Source organism: Anaeromyxobacter dehalogenans 2CP-C (assembly GCF_000013385.1).
GTDB lineage: Bacteria > Myxococcota > Myxococcia > Myxococcales > Anaeromyxobacteraceae > Anaeromyxobacter > Anaeromyxobacter dehalogenans_B.
In genome coordinates this window covers 1,838,099-1,858,120 of the sequence record NC_007760.1, presented here as the reverse complement: position 1 = coordinate 1,858,120, position 20,022 = coordinate 1,838,099, and the positions used below count along the sequence as shown (strand labels likewise).

The following is a 20,022-nucleotide window of genomic DNA, read 5'->3' as shown; positions in this document are numbered from 1 at the left end:
GAGCCGCGCCGTCACGCCCTGGCCTCCTCGCCCGCGCCGCCCGCGAGCAGGTACAGGATCGCCATCCGGACCGCCACCCCGTTCTGCACCTGGTCCAGGATCACCGAGCGGGGCCCGTCCGCCACCTCGGGCGACAGCTCCACGCCGCGGTTGATGGGGCCGGGGTGCAGGATCACGCAGGAGGGCTTCAGCCAGTCCGCCGCCTTCTTCGCGTTCAGGCCCCAGACCTTCGAGTACTCGCGCGTGCCGGGGATGAGCGGGTCGCCGATGCGCTCGTGCTGGATGCGCAGCATGATGACCGCGTCCGCGCCGTCCACCGCCTCGCGCAGATCGGTGTGGACCGTGGCGCCGAGCCGCTCCACCCCGGCCGGCATCATGGTGGGCGGCCCGCACAGCCGGACCTTCGCCCCCAGCTTCGGGAACGCGTGCAGGTCGGAGCGGGCCACGCGCGAGTGGCTGACGTCGCCCACGATGGCGACGGTCTTGCCCTCGAGCGTGCCGAGCTTCTCCCGCAGCGTGAAGCAGTCGAGGAGCCCCTGGCTCGGGTGCTCGTGCGCGCCGTCGCCGGCGGAGACCACCGAGCAGCCCACGTGCTCCGCGACCAGCCGCGGCGCGCCGCCGGCCGAGTGCCGGATCACCAGCACGTCCGGGCGCATCGCCTCGAGGTTCTTCGCCGTGTCCACCAGCGTCTCGCCCTTGGTGACCGACGAGGACGACGACGTCCAGTTGAGCGCGTCGGCGGAGAGGATCTTGGCGGCGGTCTCGAAGGAGCTGCGGGTGCGGGTGGAGGCCTCGAAGAACAGGTTCACCACCATCTTGCCGCGCAGGCTCGGGACCTTCTTGATGGGCCGCTGCAGCACCTCCTTCATGGAGACCGCGAGGTCGATGACCTCGAGGATCTCCTCGCGGGAGAAGTCCTCCAGCGCGATGCAGTGCTTGTGTCGACCGATCACGGCGCCCTCCTCGGCTTGACCACCACCGCGTCCTCGGGCGCGCCCGACTCCACCAGGCGCACCTGCACGTCGTCCTGGTCCGAGACCTCCAGCCGCGCGCCCGCGAAGTCGGCCGAGATGGGCAGCTCGCGGCCGCCGCGGTCCACCAGCACCGCCAGCCAGACGCGGCGCGGGCGGCCGAAGTCCACGATCTCGTCGAGCGCCGCACGCACCGTGCGGCCCGTGTAGAGCACGTCGTCCACCAGCACCAGGGTCTTGCCCTGGACCGGGAACCGGACGTCGGTCGGGCCGATCACCGGGGCCGCGCCCTTGTCGGCGAGGTCGTCGCGGTAGAGCGCGATGTCCAGCGTCCCGAGCGGCGGCTCGGCGCCGAGCTCCCGGGCCAGCTCGCGGCGGAGCCGCTGGGCCAGGTGCACCCCGCCCCGCCGGATGCCCACGATGGCGACGTCGCCGGCCGCCCCCGCCGCGCGGGCGCGCTCCGCGATGTCGCGGCCCAGGCGTCGTACCGCTCGTTCGATGTCCGCAGCGTTCATGCGCCCCCCTCTACCGCGATGGTCCCCAGTCCGGGATGGAGATGTCCTGCGTGAAGTCCACCGTGAACGCCTTCTCCACGGTGCGGTCCAGGAACGGCAGCTCCACCACGCGGACGTAGTCGAACGCCACGTGCAGCGTGGGGGCCGCGCCGCTGGTGTCGCGCTCCCAGACCACGTCGCCGGGCGCGAGCGCCACCGCCGGCACCGTGGCCGGCTCGCCGCGCTCGTCCACGACCTGGTCGGTGGCGAGCATCTCCAGCCGGCGGATCATGTCGGCGCGCAGCCGGTCGTCGTTCCGGTCCTTGACGGCGCGGTTCATGAAGTCCCGCACCACCTGCCGCGCCTGGAAGTCCACGATGTAGACCGGCACCCAGACCCAGGCCAGGTAGCCGCCGCCCAGCAGCGCAGCGAGGATCGCGGCCGTGACCCACGTGATCTGCCCGCGCGCGGAGCGCGGCAGGGAGGACGGGGAGAGGCTGGGCATCAGGGGGTGTTTCTAGCGCTAGTCGATGGGTTTGAAAAGCCGGTCGAGCCGGAGCCCGCCTGCGCCCCGCGGCCACAGGCCCCCATCCCCCCAGCTCCAGAAGACCAGCGCGGCGCGGCCGCGGATGTGGCCGACGGGGACCTGCCACCCGCCCATCCCCCGGCTGTCGGCCGAGAGATCGCGGTTGTCCCCCATCACGAACACGTGCCCGGGCCGGACCACCTCGAACGGCCCCTCGCGCGAGGCGAGCCGCGCCCGCCGGCACTGGAGGACGTCGTAGCTCGCCACCCCGTCGGCGGCGGCCGCCTGCCAGCTCGTCTCGGCGTCGCCGGGGAGATCGCCCCGGGGCGGGAGGATGGGCCCCTTGGCGAGCGCCTCGCGGTAGCGGCGGCAGCTCTCGGCGAGCGGCTCGCCGGTGGACGGGCTCCGCTCGGCGTAGGCGTAGTCGCCGGCCGGCGCGCGCGGCTGCGGCACGCCGTTCACGTGGAGGACCTGCTCCCGGATCTCGATGACGTCGCCCGGGATACCCACCACCCGCTTCACGTAGTCGCTGGTCGGGTCGCGCGGGTTCTCGAACACGATGACGTCGCCGCGCCGCGGCGCGCCGGTCTCGACCAGGCGCAGGTGCGTGAACGGGAGCCGCACCGCGTAGGCGACCTTGGAGACGAAGATGTAGTCGCCGACCACCAGCGTCGGGACCATCGAGCCGGACGGGATCCGGAACGCGTCGAGCACGAACGCGCGGACCAGGAGCGCCAGCACCACCGCGAGCGCGATGGACTCGGCGTACTCCCGCCACCAGGGCTTCACCCGGGCGGCGAGGTGCTCCTCCCAGAGCGCGTCCAGCCTGCGGAGCGCCGCCGAGAGCGCCTCCGGCTCGCCGCCCCGCGCCGCGGCGGTCACCTCGCCGGCGGCCGCGTCCACGGCGCCGCGCGCGTCGCCGAGCGCACGGCGGTGCCGGGCGGCCAGCCGGCGGGCGTCGCGCGCGAAGCGGAGCGCGTCGCGGCGCGCGCGCGCGAGGCGGGCGGCGTCCGCCACGGCGGCCCTACTCCTCCACCTTCAGGACCGCGAGGAACGCCTCCTGCGGGATCTCCACGGAGCCCACCTGCTTCATGCGCTTCTTGCCCTCCTTCTGCTTCTCGAGGAGCTTGCGCTTGCGCGAGATGTCGCCACCGTAGCACTTCGCGAGGACGTTCTTGCGGAAGGCCTTCACCGTCTCACGGGCGATCACCTTGGCGCCGATGGCCGCCTGTATGGCCACCTCGTACATCTGCTTCGGGATCACCTCGCGCAGCCGCTGGCAGAGGTCGCGCCCGCGCTGGTACGCGCGCTCGCGGTGGACGATGACCGAGAGCGCGTCCACCGGCTCGCCGTTGATGAGGATGTCGAGCTTGACGAGGTCGGCCTCCTCGTACCCCTTCAGCTCGTAGTCGAGCGACGCGTAGCCGCGGGAGACGCTCTTCAGCTTGTCGAAGAAGTCGAACACCACCTCGGCGAGCGGGATGTCGTAGGTGATCTGGACGCGCTTGGTGCCGAGGTACTTGAGGTCGCGCTGCAGGCCCCGCCGCTCCTGGCACAGCTTCAGGATGGCGCCCACGTCCTCGGTGCGGGCGTGGATGTGGCAGGTGAGGTGCGGCTCCTCCAGCTTCGCGATCTTCTGCACCGGCGGGAGCTTGGCCGGGTTGTCGATCTCCTCCACCGCGCCGGTGGTGTCGGTCACCCGGTACACCACCGACGGCGCGGTGGTGATGAGCGCGAGCTGGTACTCGCGCTCCAGCCGCTCCTGCACGATCTCCATGTGCAGCAGCCCGAGGTAGCCGCAGCGGAACCCGAAGCCGAGCGCCTGCGAGGTCTCCGGCTCGTAGGTGAACGCCGAGTCGTTGAGCGAGAGCTTCTCCAGCGCGTCGCGGAGCTGCTCGTAGTCGGCCGCCTCGATGGGGAAGACGCCGGAGAACACCATCGGCTTCACGACCTTGAAGCCGGGGAACGGCGCCTCGGTGGGCCGGGCCGCGTCGGTGATGGTGTCGCCCACCTTGGCGTCGTGCACGTCCTTCACGTTCGCCACGACGACGCCCACCTCGCCCGCCTGCAGCTCGCCGACCGCCTTCGCGAACGGCGCGAAGATCCCCAGCTCCTGGACCTCGAACTCCTTGCGGTTCGACCAGAGCCGGATCTTCTGCTTCGGGCGGACGGTGCCCTCGAACACCCGCACCAGCATGACCACGCCGCGGTACGAGTCGTACCAGGAGTCGAACACGATCGCCTTCAGCGGCGCCTCGGGATCGCCCTCCGGCGGCGGCACCCGGTGCACGATCTGCTCGAGGATCTCGCCGATGCCGATGCCCTCCTTGGCCGAGGCGGGCACCGCGTCCTTCGCGTCGAGGCCGATGACCTCCTCGATCTCCTGGCGGACGCCCTCCACGTCGGCGGACGGGAGGTCGATCTTGTTGATGACCGGGACGATCTCCAGGTCGTGGTCGAGCGCCTGGTAGACGTTCGCGAGCGTCTGCGCCTCCACGCCCTGCGTCGCGTCCACCACCAGGATGGCGCCCTCGCAGGCCGCCATGGAGCGCGAGACCTCGTAGGCGAAGTCCACGTGCCCGGGGGTGTCGATGAGGTTCAGCTCGTAGTCGCGGCCGTCCTGCGCCCGGTACTTCATGCGGACGGTCTGGGCCTTGATCGTGATCCCGCGCTCCCGCTCCAGCTCCATGTTGTCGAGGAACTGGGCCTGGGCCTCGCGCTTGGTCACCGTCCCGGTGTGCTCGAGGAGGCGATCGGCGAGCGTGGACTTCCCGTGATCGATGTGGGCGATGATGGAGAAGTTGCGGATGTGTGAGTTCTTTTCGGCCATCGGGGCGGCAGGCTTTTAACACGGCGGCGCCGGGGGGACCACGGCGCCGGTCCCCGCGCCGCCGGTCCCGCTTCCGGGCGATATCGGCGCCCCCCTTCACCAACCGTTCGACACCCTACTGGGACACCGGCTCAGAAATATCCGTATCTTGTGTTGATATACATGTACCCCACCATATGTTGTGGTCAGGCGTTGACACTCGGCGGGCGATTGCTAGCATGTCTTCTCGTTCCGCGGGGGCGCGGGACGGGGAGGACGGGCGGGATGGCGGCGGGGTGGGTGCGACGGATGATCAGTCCTTCTGCCGGCTTGGGGGCGAAGCCGGCGTTCATGTCAGACCATCGCGATTAGGTAGACCTCCGGTTCACTGACGCGGGCCGGCCGGAGGACAGGGCTTGAGCGGGCGCCGATATCGGCACCCGTATGGGGAAGGTGTTTGCCTCGGACCGGGGGACGGTCTCGAGCGGGAGGTGGAAAGCGATGATGGAGCGCGAAGTCACGGGTCACAGGCCGCGGGCGTCCAAGTCCGCCAAGAAGGTCGCGAAGAAGGGCCTCTCGGTCGAGCGGTACTTCACCACCCCCGGCGTCGATCCGGCCGAGGAGCTCGCCTGGGAGACGCGGACCGCCGCGATCACCGGCGAGGGCGGCGCGACCATCTTCGAGCAGAAGGACGTGGAGGTCCCGAAGAGCTGGTCGCTCCTCGCCACGAACGTCGTCGCCTCCAAGTACTTCCGCGGCCAGCTCGGGACGCCGGCGCGCGAGCGCTCCGTCCGCCAGCTGGTCTCCCGCGTGGTCGAGACGATCGGCGCCTGGGGCCGCAAGGACGGCTACTTCACCACCGAGGCCGACGCGGCCACGTTCGAGGCCGAGCTCGCCCACCTCATCTACCGGCAGAAGATGAGCTTCAACTCGCCGGTGTGGTTCAACGTCGGCGTGGAGGAGCACCCGCAGTGCTCCGCGTGCTTCATCAACGCGGTCGGCGACTCGATGGACTCGATCCTGAAGCTCGCCCACACCGAGGGCATGCTCTTCAAGTACGGGTCCGGCACCGGCTCCAACCTCTCCAAGATCCGCTCCTCCAAGGAGCGGCTGTCCGGCGGCGGCGAGGCGTCCGGCCCGGTCTCGTTCATGCGCGGCTTCGACGCCTTCGCCGGCGTCATCAAGTCGGGCGGCAAGACCCGCCGCGCCGCCAAGATGGTGATCCTCGACGTGGATCACCCGGACGTGGTCGAGTTCGTGAATTGCAAGGCCGACGAGGAGAAGAAGGCCTGGGCGCTGATCGAGGCCGGCTACGACGGCGGCTTCAACGTGCGCGGCGGCGCCTACGACTCGGTCTTCTTCCAGAACGCCAACCACTCGGTCCGCGTCACCGACGCGTTCATGCGCGCGGTGCTCGAGGACCGCGAGTGGAAGCTCACCGCCCGCACCGACGGGGAGGCGCTCGAGACGATCCGCGCCCGCGACCTGATGCGCCAGATCACCGAGGCCGCCTGGCTGTGCGGCGACCCGGGCATGCAGTTCGACACCACCATCAACGCCTGGCACCCCTGCCCGAACACGGACCGCATCAACGCGTCCAACCCGTGCTCGGAGTACATGTTCCTCGACGACTCCGCCTGCAACCTGGCGTCGCTGAACCTGATGCACTTCCGCTCGATCGAGGGCGGCTTCGACGTCGAGTCGTTCAAGCGGGCGGTGGACCTCACCATCCTGGCGCAGGAGATCCTGGTCTCGAACGCCAAGTACCCCACCCCGGCCATCGGCAAGAACAGCGAGGAGTACCGGCCGCTCGGGCTCGGCTACGCGAACCTGGGCGCGCTGCTCATGGCGAGCGGCCTGCCCTACGACTCCGACGGCGGCCGGGCGTGCGCCGCGGCCATCACCGCGCTCATGACCGGCGAGGCGTACGCGATGAGCGCCCGCATCGCCGACCGGATGGGCCCGTTCGCCGGGTACGAGAAGAACCGCGACCCGTTCCTCGGCGTCATCCGCAAGCACGCGCAGCACGTCGATCTGGTGGATCCGACGCTGGTCGAGCCGGGCCTGCTCTCGGCCGCGCGCGACGCCTGGGGCGACGCGCTCCGCCAGGGCATGGAGAGCGGCTACCGCAACGGCCAGGTCACCGTGCTCGCGCCCACCGGCACCATCGGCTTCATGATGGACTGCGACACCACCGGCATCGAGCCCGACATCGCGCTCGTGAAGTACAAGAAGCTGGTCGGCGGCGGGATGCTGAAGATCGTGAACAACACGGTCCCGCTCGCGCTGCAGAAGCTCGGCTACTCCTCCGAGGAGATCACCTCCGTCCTGCAGTTCATCGACGAGGTGGAGACGATCGAGGGCGCCCCCGGGCTCCGCCCCGAGCACGCCCCGGTGTTCGACTGCGCCTTCAAGGCGCGCAACGGCACCCGCTCCATCCACTACATGGGCCACATCCGCATGATGGGCGCGGTCCAGCCGTTCCTGTCCGGGGCGATCTCGAAGACGGTCAACATGCCGACCTCCGCGACGCCGCAGGACATCGAGAACGCGTACCTCGAGTCCTGGAAGCTCGGGCTGAAGGCGGTCGCCATCTACCGCGACGGCTGCAAGCGGAGCCAGCCGCTCAACACCGGCAAGGAGCAGGAGGAGAGGAAGGACGTGGCCGAGCCGCGCCTCGCCCGCCGGCGCCTGCCGGACGAGCGCCGCTCGATCACGCACAAGTTCTCGATCGGCGGCCACGAGGGCTACATGACCGTCGGCATGTACGACGACGGGACGCCCGGCGAGGTGTTCATCACCATGGCGAAGGAGGGCTCGGTGGTCTCGGGCCTGATGGACAGCTTCGCCACCGGCATCTCGATGGCGCTGCAGTACGGCGTGCCGCTGAAGGTGCTCTGCGACAAGTTCAGCCACACGCGCTACGAGCCGTCCGGCTTCACCGGCAACCCGGACATCCCCATCGCGAAGTCGGTCACCGACTACATCTTCCGGTGGCTGGCGCTGAAGTTCCTGCCCAGCGAGGAGGGCTCGGTGGTGTCACCGCCGCCGCTCATGACGCCTGGCCAGGCGCCGGCGCGCCACGGCTCGTCGGAGCAGACGGTGGTGGTGAAGTCGCTCCCCGCGACGAACGGCGCGATGAACGGGTCGAACGGCGTCAACGGCGCGCACGTCACCGACACCGACGCCCCGCCCTGCCCGACCTGCGGGTCGATCACGGTGCGGAACGGCGCCTGCTACAAGTGCGTGAACTGCGGCTCGACCACGGGCTGCAGCTAGGCCCCACTCCACCGCGCTCATCCCGAGCGTAGCGCCGCGAAGCGGCGCGGAGTCGAGGGACGCTCATCCCGACCCTTCGACTCCGGACGGACCTTCGGTCCGTCCTACGCTCAGGGTGAGCGGCGCGGCCCCAGCCGCGCCGAGTCGAGGGGCGCCCGGGACCTCAGGGTCCCGGGCGCTGCTCTTTTGCGCGTGGCTCGGGACGCGTCGTCAGTGGAAGTCGCGGGCGCGCGCGTCCATGGAGGGCGCGAGCGCGAGCGGGGCCACCGAGTCCACCCGCACGTTCACCACCTTCCCGCTCCGCTCCACCCGCCCGCGCGCCAGCAGGAACGGCGCGCCGCGGACCACCGGCCGGAAGCGCTCGTACACGTCCGGCATCACCACCAGGTTCGCGATCCCGGTCTCGTCCTCCAGGCTCACGAACACGATGCCGCGGGCGGTCTCCGGCCGCTGCCGGACGATGACCAGCCCCGCCACCTCGACCGGCGCGCGATCCGGGAGCCGCCCCAGCTCGCGCGCGGTGCGGATCCGGTCGCCGCCCAGCCCGGGTCGCACCAGCGCCATGGGGTGGCCGCGCACCGACAGGCCGGTGGTGGTGAAGTCGGCCGAGACCTCGTCGGCGGCGGAGGCCTCCGGGAGCGCCGCCTCGGGCTCCGGCGGCGCCAGGCCCGCGAACAGGTCGCCGCCGTCCGCCTCCACCGCCAGGCTGCGCCAGACGGCGCCGCGGCGGTCGGGCGCGAGCGTCCCGAGCGCGCCCGCCTCGGCCAGCCGCACCAGCCAGGCGCGGGAGAGCCGGGCGCGGCGGACCAGCTCCGCCACCGAGCCGAACGGGCCGGCCGCCCGCGCCTCGAGGATGGCCTCGCCCACCGCGCGCGGGAGGCCGCGGATGGCGTGCAGCCCCACGCGCAGCACCGCCGCCTCGCCCGGCGCGGCGGGCCGCCCGGGCGCCGCGCCCTCCAGGCTGCTCTCCCAGCCGCTGCAGCCGACGTCCACCCCGCGCACCTCCACGCCGTGCCGCTTCGCGTCCTCCACCAGCGTGTGCGGCGCGTAGAACCCCATGGGCTGGCTGTTCAGGAGCGCGCAGGCGAACGCGGCCGGGTGGTAGCGCTTCAGCCAGGCCGAGGCGTAGACCAGCAGCGCGAACGAGGCCGCGTGCGACTCCGGGAAGCCGTACCCGGCGAACCCGAGCAGCTGCTTGAAGATCTCCTCCGCGTCCGCGCCGGAGATGCCCCGCTCCGCCATCCCCGCCACCAGCCGGGCCTTCATGGCGGCGAGCTTCTCGTGCGAGCGGCGGTGCGTCATCACCCGGCGCAGCTCGTCCGCCTCGCCCGGCGTGAACCCCGCGGCGATCACCGCCAGGCGCATGGCCTGCTCCTGGAACAGCGGGACGCCGAGCGTGCGGGCCAGCACCGGCTCGAGCGGCGCGTACGGGTAGCGGACCTGCTCCTTGCCGTCGCGGCGGCGCAGGTAGGGGTGGATCATGCCGCCCTGGATCGGCCCGGGCCGGATGATCGCGACCGAGATGACGAGATCGTAGAAGTTGCGCGGGCGCAGCCGCGGGGCGAGCGACATCTGCGCGCGCGACTCCACCTGGAACACGCCGATGGAGTCGGCGCGCCCGAGCATCTCGTACACCTCCGGATCCTCGGCCGGGATGGTGGCGAGCGCGTCGGGGTGCGGCACCGGGGTGGGCGAGGCAGGGGCCGGCCGGTGGCGCGCGAGCAGCGCCAGCGCCCGGGAGAGCGCGGTGAGCATGCCCAGGCCGAGCAGGTCCACCTTGAGCAGGTCCAGCTCGGCGAGGTCGTCCTTGTCCCACTGGACGATGGTGCGGCCGGGCATGGCGGCGGGCTCGATGGGCACCGTCTCGCAGAGCGGCCGCCGCGTGATGACGAAGCCGCCCACGTGGATGGAGAGGTGGCGCGGGAAGCCCTGCAGCTCTCGCGCGAGCGCGAGCGTCATCCGCACCCGCTCCGAGTCCGCCGCGTCGAGCCCGGCCTGCGCGAGGAGCTCCGGGCCCACCTGGCCCAGGTCCTCGTAGCTGCCCACCAGCTTCGCGAGCCGGTCCACCTGGCCGAGCGAGAGCCCGAGCGCCTTCCCCACGTCGCGGAGCGCCGACTTGCCCCGGTAGGTGATCACCTCGCAGACCATCCCGGCGCGGTCGCGGCCGTAGCGCTGGTAGACGTACTGGAGCACCTCCTCGCGGCGCTCGTGCTCGAAGTCCACGTCGATGTCGGGTGGCTCGCCGCGCTCGGCGGAGATGAACCGCTCGAACAGGAGCCCCATGCGCACGGGGTCGATGGAGGTGATGCCGAGCACGTAGCAGACCGCGGAGTTGGCCGCGCTGCCGCGCCCCTGGCAGAGGATCCCGCGCGAGCGCGCGAACCGGACCACGTCCCAGACCGTGAGGAAGTAGCTCGCGTACCCGAGCGACTCGACCAGGTCGAGCTCGCGGGCGAGCTGCCGGGCCACGTCCTCCGGCGGCTCGCCGCCGTAGCGCCACCGCGCGCCCTCGCGCACCAGCTCGCGCAGCAGCGCCATCCCGGCGAGCGCCCCGTCGCGATCCGCGCCCGTGTCCGCGGCGACGGAGGCGGCGGAGGCGGCGAGGCCGGGGGCCGCGGCGGCAGCGGGAGCTTCGGGCGCGGGCGCGGCGGGCGGCTCCGCCGGGAGCGAGGCGCGGAGCCGCAGGCTGGGCGTGGTGGAGCGCGCGCCGTCCCGCGCCGCCTGTGCCGGGCTGGAGGTGGCGACCTCGACGCCGCCGGCGAGCCCGCCGCGCTCGACCACCACCGGCGGGAGCGGGTGCTCGCCGCGGATCTCCTCCATGCGGAACCGGCACTGGTCGGCGATGTCGGCGGCGGCCGCGAGCCCCTCGGGGAAGTCGCTCCACAGCCGCGCCAGCTCCTCGGGCCCCTTCAGCGTCCGCTCGGCGTTCGGGAACAGGCGCCGCCCGGCCCGGTCCACGGTGGTGCCGTGGCGCACGCAGGTGAGCACGTCCTGCAGCACCTGCCGGGCGCGCGCGTGCGTGTGGACGTCGTTCGTCACCGCCACCGGCACCCCGAGCCGCCGCCCCGCGGAGCGGGCCGCGAGCACGCGCGCCTCCTCGCCGGCCACCCGGTGGCGCGCCACCGCGAGCGCCGCCCGCCGGCCGAACGCGTCCTTCAGCCGCGCGACCGCGTCGCCGTCGGCGCCGGGGTACAGCGCGAACAGCCCCCGCGCGCCGGCCGCGACCGCCTCGAACGGCACCGCGACCGCGTCCCGCTCGCGGCGCGGCGGCGCGCCGGTCCAGCCCTCGCCGCAGTGCGCCCGCGTCACCAGCCGGCACAGCCCCGCGTAGCCCTCGCGATCCTGGGCGAGCAGCACCAGCCGCGCCGGGCGCCCCGGCGCGAGCCCGGCCACCACCAGCTCCGCGCCCACGATGAGCGGGAGCCCCTGGCGCTTCGCCTCGGCGTGCGCGCGGACGATGCCGTACAGCCCGTTCACGTCGGCGAGGGCGAGCCCGGAGAGCCCGAGCTCGGCCGCGCGCCCCACCAGCTCCTCGGGATGGCTCGCGCCCTCCAGGAAGGAGAAGCAGGACTTGCAGCGGAGCTCGGCGTAGCGGGGAGCGTGGGACATGGCGCGCCTCGGCGATCAGTCGAAGAACCCGTGCAGCCACAGCCGGCCGTCGGCGCCGTCGCGGTACACCCAGCAGTCGCCGAGCCCCTCGAGCCGGACGCGGTAGTAGTCGCGGTCGAACCCGCCGGACCACCACTCGCCGCGCAGGCGCTCCGGGCCGTCCAGCGCGAGCACCGCGCGATCGCGCCCGCCCACCCGCAGCGCGGTGAGCCGGCCGCCCTCGCCCTCGGCGATCACCTGCTCCGGCGCGGCGAGCAGCCGGGTGGGCCGGAACGCGCCTTCCTCGCCCTGCCCGCTCGCGTCGATCCCACGCTCGGGGCTCGACGGGCTCACCCCGAGCGGATTCGAAGCCCCGTGCATCGTGAGCGCGTCGAAGGGGCGCCCCGCGCGTGCCGAAGGGACCTGCCCCGATCCGCGCGACGCTCGCGGCCGCCGGAACGGCACCGGCCGGTAGGCGCCCTCCGGGCGGTAGCGCGCCACCGGCTCGGCCGCGAACAGCGCGCCGTCCCCGAGCCGCACCGCGAGGCGCGCCAGCACGCCGTCCAGCGCCGCGACCGCCTCCGGCCGGTCGCCGAACGCGAGCTGCTCGGCGGCCACCGGCGCCACCTCGGCGGCCACGAGCCGCAGCGCCGTCACCGCGCCGGGCAGCCGGAGCGTGAAGAGGTGCTCCTTCACCGGGACGAGCCAGCGCGCCGCCGACGCGCTGGGCTGCGAGAGCGGCACCTGGATCCGCTCCTCGCCGCGCGGATCGAGCGCGAGCACGAGGCGCAGGCGCGTCGCCCCGAGGCCGCGCCCGGCCAGCCGCGCCGCCACGCGGTCGGCGAGCCGCTTCAGCCCGAACAGCAGCGGCTCGGCGCCCTCCGCCGGCGCCTCCAGCTCCAGCGACTCCTGGGGGAGCGTCTCCGGAACGTGCGGCACGAGCGGCGACGCGTCCTCGCCGCGGGCCAGCCGCGCGGCGCGCACGCCCTCCGGCCCGAACCGGTGCGCGAGCGTCCCCTCCGGCAGCCGCGCGAGCGCGCCCGCGCCCGCCACCCCCACCGCGGCCAGCCGGCCGGCCACCGCCGGCGCGAGGCCGAGCGCCGCCAGCGGAAGGCCCGCCAGCGCGGCCGCCGCCGCGGCGCCCCCGGGCGCGACGCCGTGGACGGCGCCGTCGAACCGCCCGTACCGCGCCAGGGCCGCCGCCGGCCCGCGCCCGGTCGCGACCACCGCGCGCGCGGCGTAGCCCATGTCCGCGGCGGCCTGCACCGCCCGGTGCGCCAGCCGCTCCTCGCCCGGCCCGAACGCCCCGCCGGGCGGCACCGCGCCGGCGCCGGCCGCGAGCAGGCGCGCGGCGCCCGCATCCAGCAGCAGCGCGTCCGGCGCCGCCACCTCGACGGCGGGCGCGATCCCGAGCAGGACCTCGGCGAGCGCCCGCAGCGCGACGAGGTCGGCGGCGGGGTCCCGCACCACCGTCTCCAGGCGGCCGCAGGCGGCGAGCGCCTCGGCCGCGGACTGGCCGGCCCGCACGCCGGCGGCGCGCGCCGCCGCGTCGCAGCACGCCACCCGCCCGTCCTCCAGGATCGCCAGCCCGCGCCCGCTGGCGGCGCGCTCGCGCCCGCGCAGGACGCGCTGGAGCGGGAGATCGGGCAGCTGCAGCGCCAGCACCCGCGGCGCGGCCGGCTCACGCGGCATGGCCCGCCCTCCCCGCCACCGCGCCGCCCACCGCCCGGCGGGCCACCACGCGCCCGCCCTCGGACGAGAGCTCGAGCCGGAGCGCGGCGGGGACCCGCAGCGCGGCGCGGGCCGGCGCGAGCCACAGCCCCACCGATCCGCCCTTCTCCGCCGCGGCCTGGAGCCGCCGCGCCATCGCGTCCGCGCCGTGCGCCAGCCTCGCCGCCGGCACGTCCACCACCACCGCCGCGAACGCGCCCGAGGCGAGCAGCGCCTCGGCCGCCCACAACGCCGTGACCGCCGGCGCGCGCGCGGCGTCGTCGCCGTCCCGGGCCGCGGGCCCGGCCCCTGTCCCCGACCCGGGCCGCACCACCAGCAGCCGCGCGAGGTCCACCCCGCGCGCCGCCGCGGCGGGCGGGTAGAGATCCCCCCGGACGTCCACCCACGCGGACAGATCCTCCGGGCCGAGCCGGGCGAGCAGCGAGAGCGCGACCGCCGTCTTGCCGCTGGCGGGCCCGCCCGCGAGCTCGCAGAGCGCGCCGCGCGGGAACCCGCCGCCCGGCAGCGCGGCGTCCACCTCCGCCAGGCCGCTCGGGACGCACCCCTCCCGCCGCGCCGGGCGGCGCTCGATGCGGCGGATCTCGTCGCGCAGGTGCGCGAGGACGAGGTGGCGTTCCCTGGGCTGCGACATGGCCGGCGGCTCCTGCCCGCAACTTAGCTGCTCGCATGTTCAGGTAGCAAGGCGGTCTGACACGGGGGCCGGCGGGCGGCGCGCGGCGCGGGAAGGCGAGGGCCCGAGCCCCTCGCAACTGCCCGTGCGCACGGCACTTCCTGCGCCTTTTCCCGGGGGCGCAACCCTTCCGCACAGGTGCCCCGGCACTACCGTATCGGAAGCCAACACGAGAGCCACGGCGACCGCCGGGCTCCGAACCAGAAGCAGAGAGGGAGATCCAATGAGGTATTTCGGATGGGGTACGGTGGCCGGCCTCGGCATGGCCGGGCTGCTCGTCGCGGCGCAGCCGGCGAGCGCGCAGGGAGCCACGGGCGGCTCGACGACGTCGGGCTCATCGACGACCGATCGCGACGATCGGACCGGCACGACGACCGGGAGCGGCAGCATGGGGACGGGCAGCTCCGGCACGACCGGCAGCGGCTCGAGCGACAGCGCGACCTCGGGGAGCGCCACCTCGGGCAGCACGAGCCCGGACAGCACCGGCAGCTCGAGCTACGGCACCGGGTCCTCGAGCGACATGGGCACCGGCTCGTCGGCGTCCACCATGGGCAGCGCGAAGCGCACCCACCAGCTCACCGGGACCGTGCAGAAGTTCGACAAGGACACGAAGGAGCTGACGCTCGCGAACTCCGACAAGAAGCTCCGGATCAGCGACGACACGACGGTCACGAAGGACGGCCAGATGGCCACGCTGACCGACATCCAGGAGGGCGATCAGGTCCGCGCCAGCTTCTCGGGGGCGGGAGACACGGTCACGGTGAAGACGCTCGAGGTGATGAGCGCCGGCTCGTCGGGCAGCAGCGGCTCCCCGAGCTACGGCTCCGGCAGCACCAGCGGGTCGGGCAGCTCGAGCGGCACCACCGGCTCGGGCTCGAGCACGGACACGAGCAGCCCGACCACCGGCTCCGGCAGCTCGACCGGCTCGGGCTCCTCGACCGACACCTCCGGCACCGGCGCGGCCGGCTCCGGCGGCGGGACGTCGGGCAGCAGCACCCCGAGCACCGGCGGGACGAAGTAGCCTGCCAGGCGCGGAGGCTCGAAGGGCGGGTGGCCTCGCGGCCATCCGCCCTTCTCTTTCGCCGGCCGCGGGGGACGGGATCAGGCCGACGCGGTGCGCTTCGCCGCCTCGGCCTCCTGCGCGGCGACGTCGGCGCGGACCTTGTCCATGTCGAGCGCGCGCACCTGGCGGATGAGGTCCTCGAGCGCGGCCTCGGGCAGCGCGCCGGCCTGCGAGAAGAGCAGGACCTTGTCGCGCAGGATCATCAGCGTGGGGATCGACCGGATGTCGAACGCCGCCGCGAGCTCCTGCTGCTCCTCGGTGTTCACCTTCGCGAAGGCGATGTCCGGGTGCTTGCCCGCGACCTTCTCGTACGTCGGGGCGAACGACCGGCACGGGCCGCACCACGGCGCCCACCAGTCGATGAGGACGATGCCGTCCTTCTCGACCACGTCCTTGAAGTTCTGCGAGGTGATCTCGACCGTCGCGTGCGCCATGTCTCCGTGCCTCTCCGCGCCCGCCGTGCATCGGCCTCCGGGGCGCCTGACACGGAGTTCGACCCCGCCGAGGGGAAAAGGGTTCGCCGCGCGCCCCCGCCCTGACGGGAGGGCGCGCGGTGGGCCGGGCCCCGGCGGGCGGACGGCTACCTCGCCGGCGGGTACTTGTGCAGCTTCCGCTGGAGGGAGCGGCGGTGGATCCCGAGCCGCCGCGCCGCCTCGGAGATGTTGCCGCCGCAGTCGGTGAGCACGCGCTGGATGTGCTCCCACTCCGCCCGGGCGAGCGAGGGCGTCTCGATGCCCTTCTCCTTGGCGGTGTTGGTGCCGTTCAGCGCGGCCAGGATCTCGTCCGCGTCGGCGGGCTTCGGCAGGTAGCCCACCGCGCCCTCGCGCACCGCCTCGACCGCCGTCGCGATGCTGCCGTAGCCGGTCAGCATGAGCACGCGGGTGGACGGGTCCTGGCGGCGCAGCTCGCGCAGGATCTCCAGGCCCGAGCCGCCGGGCATGCGCAGGTCGAGCACCGCCATCTCCGGCGAGTCGCGGGTCGCCTCGCGCATCGCCTCCTCGGCGGAGCCGGCCGTCCGGACCTCGTACCCGCGGGCGCGGATGGCGGTGGCGAGCCGCTCGCGCAGCACCTCGTCGTCGTCCACCAGCAGGATGCTCGGCAACGACTCGCGGGTCACTTCGGGCGTCATCGTGTTCATGGACTGCTCCTCTCGCCGGCGGTCGACACCGGCAGCTCGATACGCGCCTCCGTCCCGTCCCCCGGGGTGGAGGTGATGTTGAACTCGCCGCCGAGCTGCTCGGCGAGCGCCCGGGTGAGGAAGAGGCCCAGCCCCATCCCCTCCCCGGGAACCTTCGTCGTGAAGAACGGCTCGCCCACGCGCGACAGCACGTCGGGCGTCATGCCGCGGCCCCGGTCCCGGACGGTCACCTGGATGCGACCGGGCGGCGCGGTGACGAGGAGCGTGACCTGGGCGTCGGGCGGCGACGCCTGGACCGCGTTCTTGAGCAGGCCGCGCAGCGCCTCGGCGAGCCCGCGCTGGGGGCCCACCAGCGCGGCGGCCTGGGCGCTCGGGTCGATCCGCACCTCCACGCGCTGGGGCCAGCGGAACCCGTCGAGCGCGGCGTCCACCCAGTCGCGCGCGCGCATCTGCGCGAACGGCTCCCCCACGTTCTCCCCCGCGTGCGCCGCCATCCGGTCGAGGATCTCGCGGCACCGCGCCACCTGGTCGCGGACGAGCTGCAGGTCGTCGTGGAGCTCGCTCGAGGCGTCGGCCGGGATGGCGCGCTGCAGCTCCTTCGCGACCACCGCGATGGTGGAGAGCGGGGTCGAGAGCTCGTGCGCCGCACCCGCGGCGAGCGTGGCCAGCGAGGCGAGCTTCTCGCGCCGCAGCGCCTGGGAGCGCGCGGCCTGGAGCTCACCCTCCCGCGCGGCGAGCGCGCGCGTGACCCGCTGGACGAAGAACACCACGAACACCGCGGCCAGCGCGAACGCGACCCACATGCCGCGCAGGTGCGCGGCCATGGTCTGCGCGTGGTCCATGTGGGTGCGGATGTGGTGGCTCACGCCGGCGAAGTGCTCGTGCACGAACAGCGACGCGAAGCCCGTCAGGCTCGCCGCCATGAGCAGCCACGACCAGGCGGACGGCAGCAGCACGGCCGCCAGCGCCACGTTGACCAGGTAGAGCGTGGAGAACGGGTTGGACGCGCCCCCGGTCAGGTCGAGCAGGACGGTCAGGACCACCGCGTCGATCAGCATCACCAGGGCGATGTCCCGGTCGGTCACCTCCGCGCGGCGCGCCCAGGCGCCCAGCACGATGTTCCCGATGACCTCCAGGACCATCACCGCCACCAGCGTGCCCATGGGCAGGCCGAAGTGGGTCCACGACTGCGCGCCCACCACGATGGTCGCCTGGCCGAGGATCGCCCACCAGTGAAGCTGGACGAGCCACGACAGGTTCAGGCGGCCGCGCTCGACGGCGGCGGCGCTGCGCGCAGGGGACCGATTCGGGTGCGGCGCCGTCCCGGCCGCCGCCGCCAGGTCCCCCGCTGCGATCTCTCCTTGCGCCACGGCAATCCCCCGAGAACGACGAGAGGTTAGCACAGGGGTGCCCAACCGGAGCACGGCGCGGCCCGGTGTCGCACCACGGCTTGACGGCGCCCAAGCATCCCCCTAACGTCGCCGCCATGCGTGGCCGCCGCCGCACCGTCGCCGCCGCCCTGGCGGAAGCCCTCGCGCGGCGCCCGGAGGCGCAGTCCGCCGCGCTCGCCGCGGCGTTCGCCGAGGCCTGCGGCCCGCGGCTCTCCCGCGAGGTGTCGATGCGCGGGCGTCTCCGCGACGGCCGCCTGCTGGTGCTGGTAAGCTCCCCCGAATGGGCGACCCAGGTGACCGAGCTGGCATCGGCGCTGTGCGAGCGCGTGAACGCGCGCATGGGCCGGGCGGTGGCGCTCGGCCTCGAGATCCGGATCGGGCCGGAGCGCTGAGCCGGATGCGGCGAGCCCGTCCCGCCCGCCCGCCCGCCGCGCGCACCGCGCTCGCGGCCGCGCTGGCGGCCGCCCTCGCCGCCTGCGCGGGGCCGGCGCGCGCGCCCACCCGCGGCGCGGTGCCGCCGCCCGCGCCCGCGGCAGCCACCCCTGCCGCGTCGCCTGCGCCGCCGGCCCCCCCGCTCGCCGAGGCGCCCGGGACGGCCTACGGCCGCGAGCCCGCGGTGCAGGCGACGCGCGTGGAGGCCGACGCGTTCCGCGCCGCGGCCGAGCGCCTCTCCGCGCGCGGCGCCCCGCGCACCTCGGGGGCCCTCTCGCTCGCCGCGCGCGCGCTCGCCGCGCTCGCCGCCTCCGGCGCGGAGGAGCCGCTCGCCCGCGAGCACCTCCGGGCCGCGCTGACGCGCGCGGGCGCCTACGACCCTGCGCCCGAGGCGTACCTGGTGCGCGCCGCGCCCGCGCGCGCGGCGGCGGCCCTCTCCGACGTCATCCCGCGCGGCGCCGCCACGCACCTCGGCGCCGGCGCGGCCCAGGCCGACGGGTCGGCCGTCGTGGTGGTCCTGGCCTCGGACCGCAAGGTCCGCCTCGAGCCGGTCCCGCGCCGCGTCGCCGAGGGCGCGTCGGCGGTGATCGCGGGCGAGCTGCTGGGCGGGCTGTCGCGCCCGCGCGTCTTCGTCACCTCGCCGGCGGGTGCCGTCCACGAGGAGGCGGTCTCCGGCGGCCCGGCCGGCTTCCGGGCGCGGGTCGCGTTCGCCGCGTCCGGGCGCCACGTGGTCGAGGTGCTCGGCCACGGGCGCGGCGGACCGGAGGTCGCGGCGCTGCTCGAGGTGCAGGCCGGCGCCGCCGCGGTCCCGGCGGCGCAGCCGGTCCCCGCGCGGCGGCCCGCGCCAGAGCCCGGCGACGCGGCCGCCGCCGAGGCCGGGGTCGTGCGCGCCATCAACGCGCTCCGCGCGGCGCGCGGCCTGCAGCCGGTGACGGCCGCGCCCCAGCTCACCGAGGCGGCCCGAGCCCACAGCGCGAACATGCTCGCGCAGGGCAAGGTGGCGCACGTGCTCCCGGGCACGGGCGAGCTGGTGGAGCGCCTCTCCCGCGCCCGCATCGCCTACCGGCGCGCCTACGAGAACGTGGCCCGCGCCTCCACCGCGCTGGAGGCCCACCAGGCCGCGGAGGAGAGCCCCGCGCACCTCGGGAACCTGCTCCAGCCCGGCGTCTCGCGGGTGGGCGTCGGGATCGCGCGCGGCCGCCTGTCCTCCGGCGACCCGACCGTCTACCTCACCGAGATCCTGGTCGAGCCGCCCGACGACGGCGCCGGCTCGCGGCTCACGCCGGACGCGCGGGTGCGGGAGGCGATCTGGGCCGAGCGCGCGCGCCTGGGCCGGACGCCGCTCACCGCCGACCTGCGCCTGGACGCGCTGGCGCGCGACGCCGCGGTGGGCATGCGCGCCCGCGACGAGACCGACCCGGGCGACGTCGAGGTGCGCGCGCTGCGGCTCGGGCGCCGCATCGCCGCGGTGGACGTGTTCGTGGTGAGCGGCCCGGGCGAGGCGGCCCGGTCCGCGAACGTGGGCGACGCGCGCTTCGCCCGCGTGGGCGTGGGCGCGGTGCAGGGCGACAGCCGCCGCTTCGGGCCGGGGCGGCTGTTCGTCGCGGTGATCTACACGGACTGAGGGATCAGACGAGGCGGCGCTGGGTGGCGTAGCTCTCGATGCCGCCCTCGACCTCCGGCTCGACGGCGTGGAGCTGGCAGCGCGTGCAGGTCCAGCTGTTCCAGCCGCGCTTCACCGCCTCGTCGAGGCAGCTGTCGTAGAAGTTGCAGAACAGGTTCCGGTGGCCTTCGACGCCGCGATCGGGGTTGATGGGTGCGGTGAGCTCGGTGGGACAAGGCTTGGCGAGCACGTGGACTCCTCTGACCGGCCCCGCGGCCGGCCCCCGGCGACGCGACGGGGCGCCGAGACCGCCACCCGTCCAGCGCC

At 74.5% G+C, this 20,022-nt stretch carries 16 protein-coding genes; 4 read left to right on the top strand and 12 right to left on the bottom strand.

All coding sequences use genetic code 11. The features are described 5' to 3' along the window. Positions 1-11 precede the first annotated feature (11 nt). Genes ADEH_RS08395 through lepA form a run of 5 tightly spaced genes read right to left on the bottom strand, consistent with a single transcriptional unit; the run spans position 12 to position 4,821 of the window. The gene (locus ADEH_RS08395; RefSeq protein WP_011420674.1) at positions 12-953 is read right to left on the bottom strand and encodes an aspartate carbamoyltransferase catalytic subunit; all 942 of its coding nucleotides are present in this window, start codon (positions 951-953) and stop codon (positions 12-14) included. Then, positions 950-1,486, bottom strand: coding sequence for a bifunctional pyr operon transcriptional regulator/uracil phosphoribosyltransferase PyrR (gene pyrR / locus ADEH_RS08390; RefSeq protein WP_011420673.1), 537 nt, complete (start codon positions 1,484-1,486; stop codon positions 950-952). Before pyrR ends, ADEH_RS08395 begins: the two co-directional genes overlap by 4 nt. Positions 1,487-1,496: 10 nt before the next feature. Then, positions 1,497-1,970, bottom strand: a complete 474-nt coding sequence (locus tag ADEH_RS08385) for a hypothetical protein (RefSeq protein WP_011420672.1) — start codon at positions 1,968-1,970, stop codon at positions 1,497-1,499. An 18-nt stretch (positions 1,971-1,988) separates the two neighbouring features. Then, positions 1,989-3,008 (bottom strand): signal peptidase I, encoded by a 1,020-nt coding sequence (gene lepB, locus ADEH_RS08380; protein WP_011420671.1) that lies wholly within the window; start codon positions 3,006-3,008, stop codon positions 1,989-1,991. Positions 3,009-3,015: 7 nt separating this feature from the next. After that, positions 3,016-4,821, bottom strand: coding sequence for a translation elongation factor 4 (lepA, locus tag ADEH_RS08375; RefSeq protein WP_011420670.1), 1,806 nt, complete (start codon positions 4,819-4,821; stop codon positions 3,016-3,018). Between the two features lie 480 nt (positions 4,822-5,301). On the opposite strand from lepA, the gene ADEH_RS08370 reads away from it, so the two are divergent. Then, on the top strand, positions 5,302-8,079 hold the full coding sequence (locus ADEH_RS08370; RefSeq protein WP_011420669.1) for a vitamin B12-dependent ribonucleotide reductase: 2,778 nt from the start codon (positions 5,302-5,304) through the stop codon (positions 8,077-8,079). 210 nt (positions 8,080-8,289) lie between these two features. On the opposite strand, the gene ADEH_RS08365 is transcribed toward ADEH_RS08370, so the two are convergent. From ADEH_RS08365 to ADEH_RS08355, 3 genes are read right to left on the bottom strand one after another with little or no spacing between them, the layout of a single operon-like run. After that, positions 8,290-11,688, bottom strand: coding sequence for an error-prone DNA polymerase (locus ADEH_RS08365; protein WP_011420668.1), 3,399 nt, complete (start codon positions 11,686-11,688; stop codon positions 8,290-8,292). Between the two features lie 15 nt (positions 11,689-11,703). After that, a complete protein-coding gene (locus ADEH_RS08360) occupies positions 11,704-13,359 on the bottom strand; it encodes a Y-family DNA polymerase (protein ID WP_011420667.1) in 1,656 nt (551 codons plus the stop codon). Further along, entirely contained in the window at positions 13,349-14,029 is a 681-nt protein-coding gene (locus tag ADEH_RS08355; protein WP_011420666.1) for a hypothetical protein, read from the bottom strand. Before ADEH_RS08355 ends, ADEH_RS08360 begins: the two co-directional genes overlap by 11 nt. A gap of 262 nt (positions 14,030-14,291) precedes the next feature. On the opposite strand from ADEH_RS08355, the gene ADEH_RS23270 reads away from it, so the two are divergent. Further along, positions 14,292-15,089 carry a hypothetical protein gene (locus ADEH_RS23270; RefSeq protein ID WP_011420665.1) on the top strand — a complete coding sequence of 266 codons (798 nt, stop codon included), beginning with the start codon at positions 14,292-14,294 and terminating at the stop codon, positions 15,087-15,089. Between the two features lie 80 nt (positions 15,090-15,169). Here the strand turns inward: ADEH_RS23270 and trxA are convergent, their stop codons facing one another. From trxA to ADEH_RS08335, 3 genes are all read right to left on the bottom strand, one after another. Continuing rightward, a complete protein-coding gene (trxA, locus tag ADEH_RS08345) occupies positions 15,170-15,565 on the bottom strand; it encodes a thioredoxin (RefSeq protein ID WP_011420664.1) in 396 nt (131 codons plus the stop codon). Positions 15,566-15,711: 146 nt separating this feature from the next. After that, positions 15,712-16,269, bottom strand: coding sequence for a response regulator transcription factor (locus tag ADEH_RS08340; RefSeq protein ID WP_011420663.1), 558 nt, complete (start codon positions 16,267-16,269; stop codon positions 15,712-15,714). After that, the gene (locus ADEH_RS08335) at positions 16,266-17,624 is read right to left on the bottom strand and encodes an ATP-binding protein (RefSeq protein ID WP_041453835.1); all 1,359 of its coding nucleotides are present in this window, start codon (positions 17,622-17,624) and stop codon (positions 16,266-16,268) included. Before ADEH_RS08335 ends, ADEH_RS08340 begins: the two co-directional genes overlap by 4 nt. A gap of 131 nt (positions 17,625-17,755) precedes the next feature. On the opposite strand from ADEH_RS08335, the gene ADEH_RS08330 reads away from it, so the two are divergent. After that, positions 17,756-18,052 (top strand): DciA family protein, encoded by a 297-nt coding sequence (locus ADEH_RS08330; protein WP_011420661.1) that lies wholly within the window; start codon positions 17,756-17,758, stop codon positions 18,050-18,052. A 5-nt stretch (positions 18,053-18,057) separates the two neighbouring features. Further along, positions 18,058-19,716, top strand: coding sequence for a CAP domain-containing protein (locus ADEH_RS08325; RefSeq protein WP_011420660.1), 1,659 nt, complete (start codon positions 18,058-18,060; stop codon positions 19,714-19,716). A 4-nt stretch (positions 19,717-19,720) separates the two neighbouring features. Here the strand turns inward: ADEH_RS08325 and ADEH_RS08320 are convergent, their stop codons facing one another. Continuing rightward, positions 19,721-19,945, bottom strand: coding sequence for a hypothetical protein (locus tag ADEH_RS08320; protein WP_041453424.1), 225 nt, complete (start codon positions 19,943-19,945; stop codon positions 19,721-19,723). Positions 19,946-20,022: the final 77 nt, after the last annotated feature.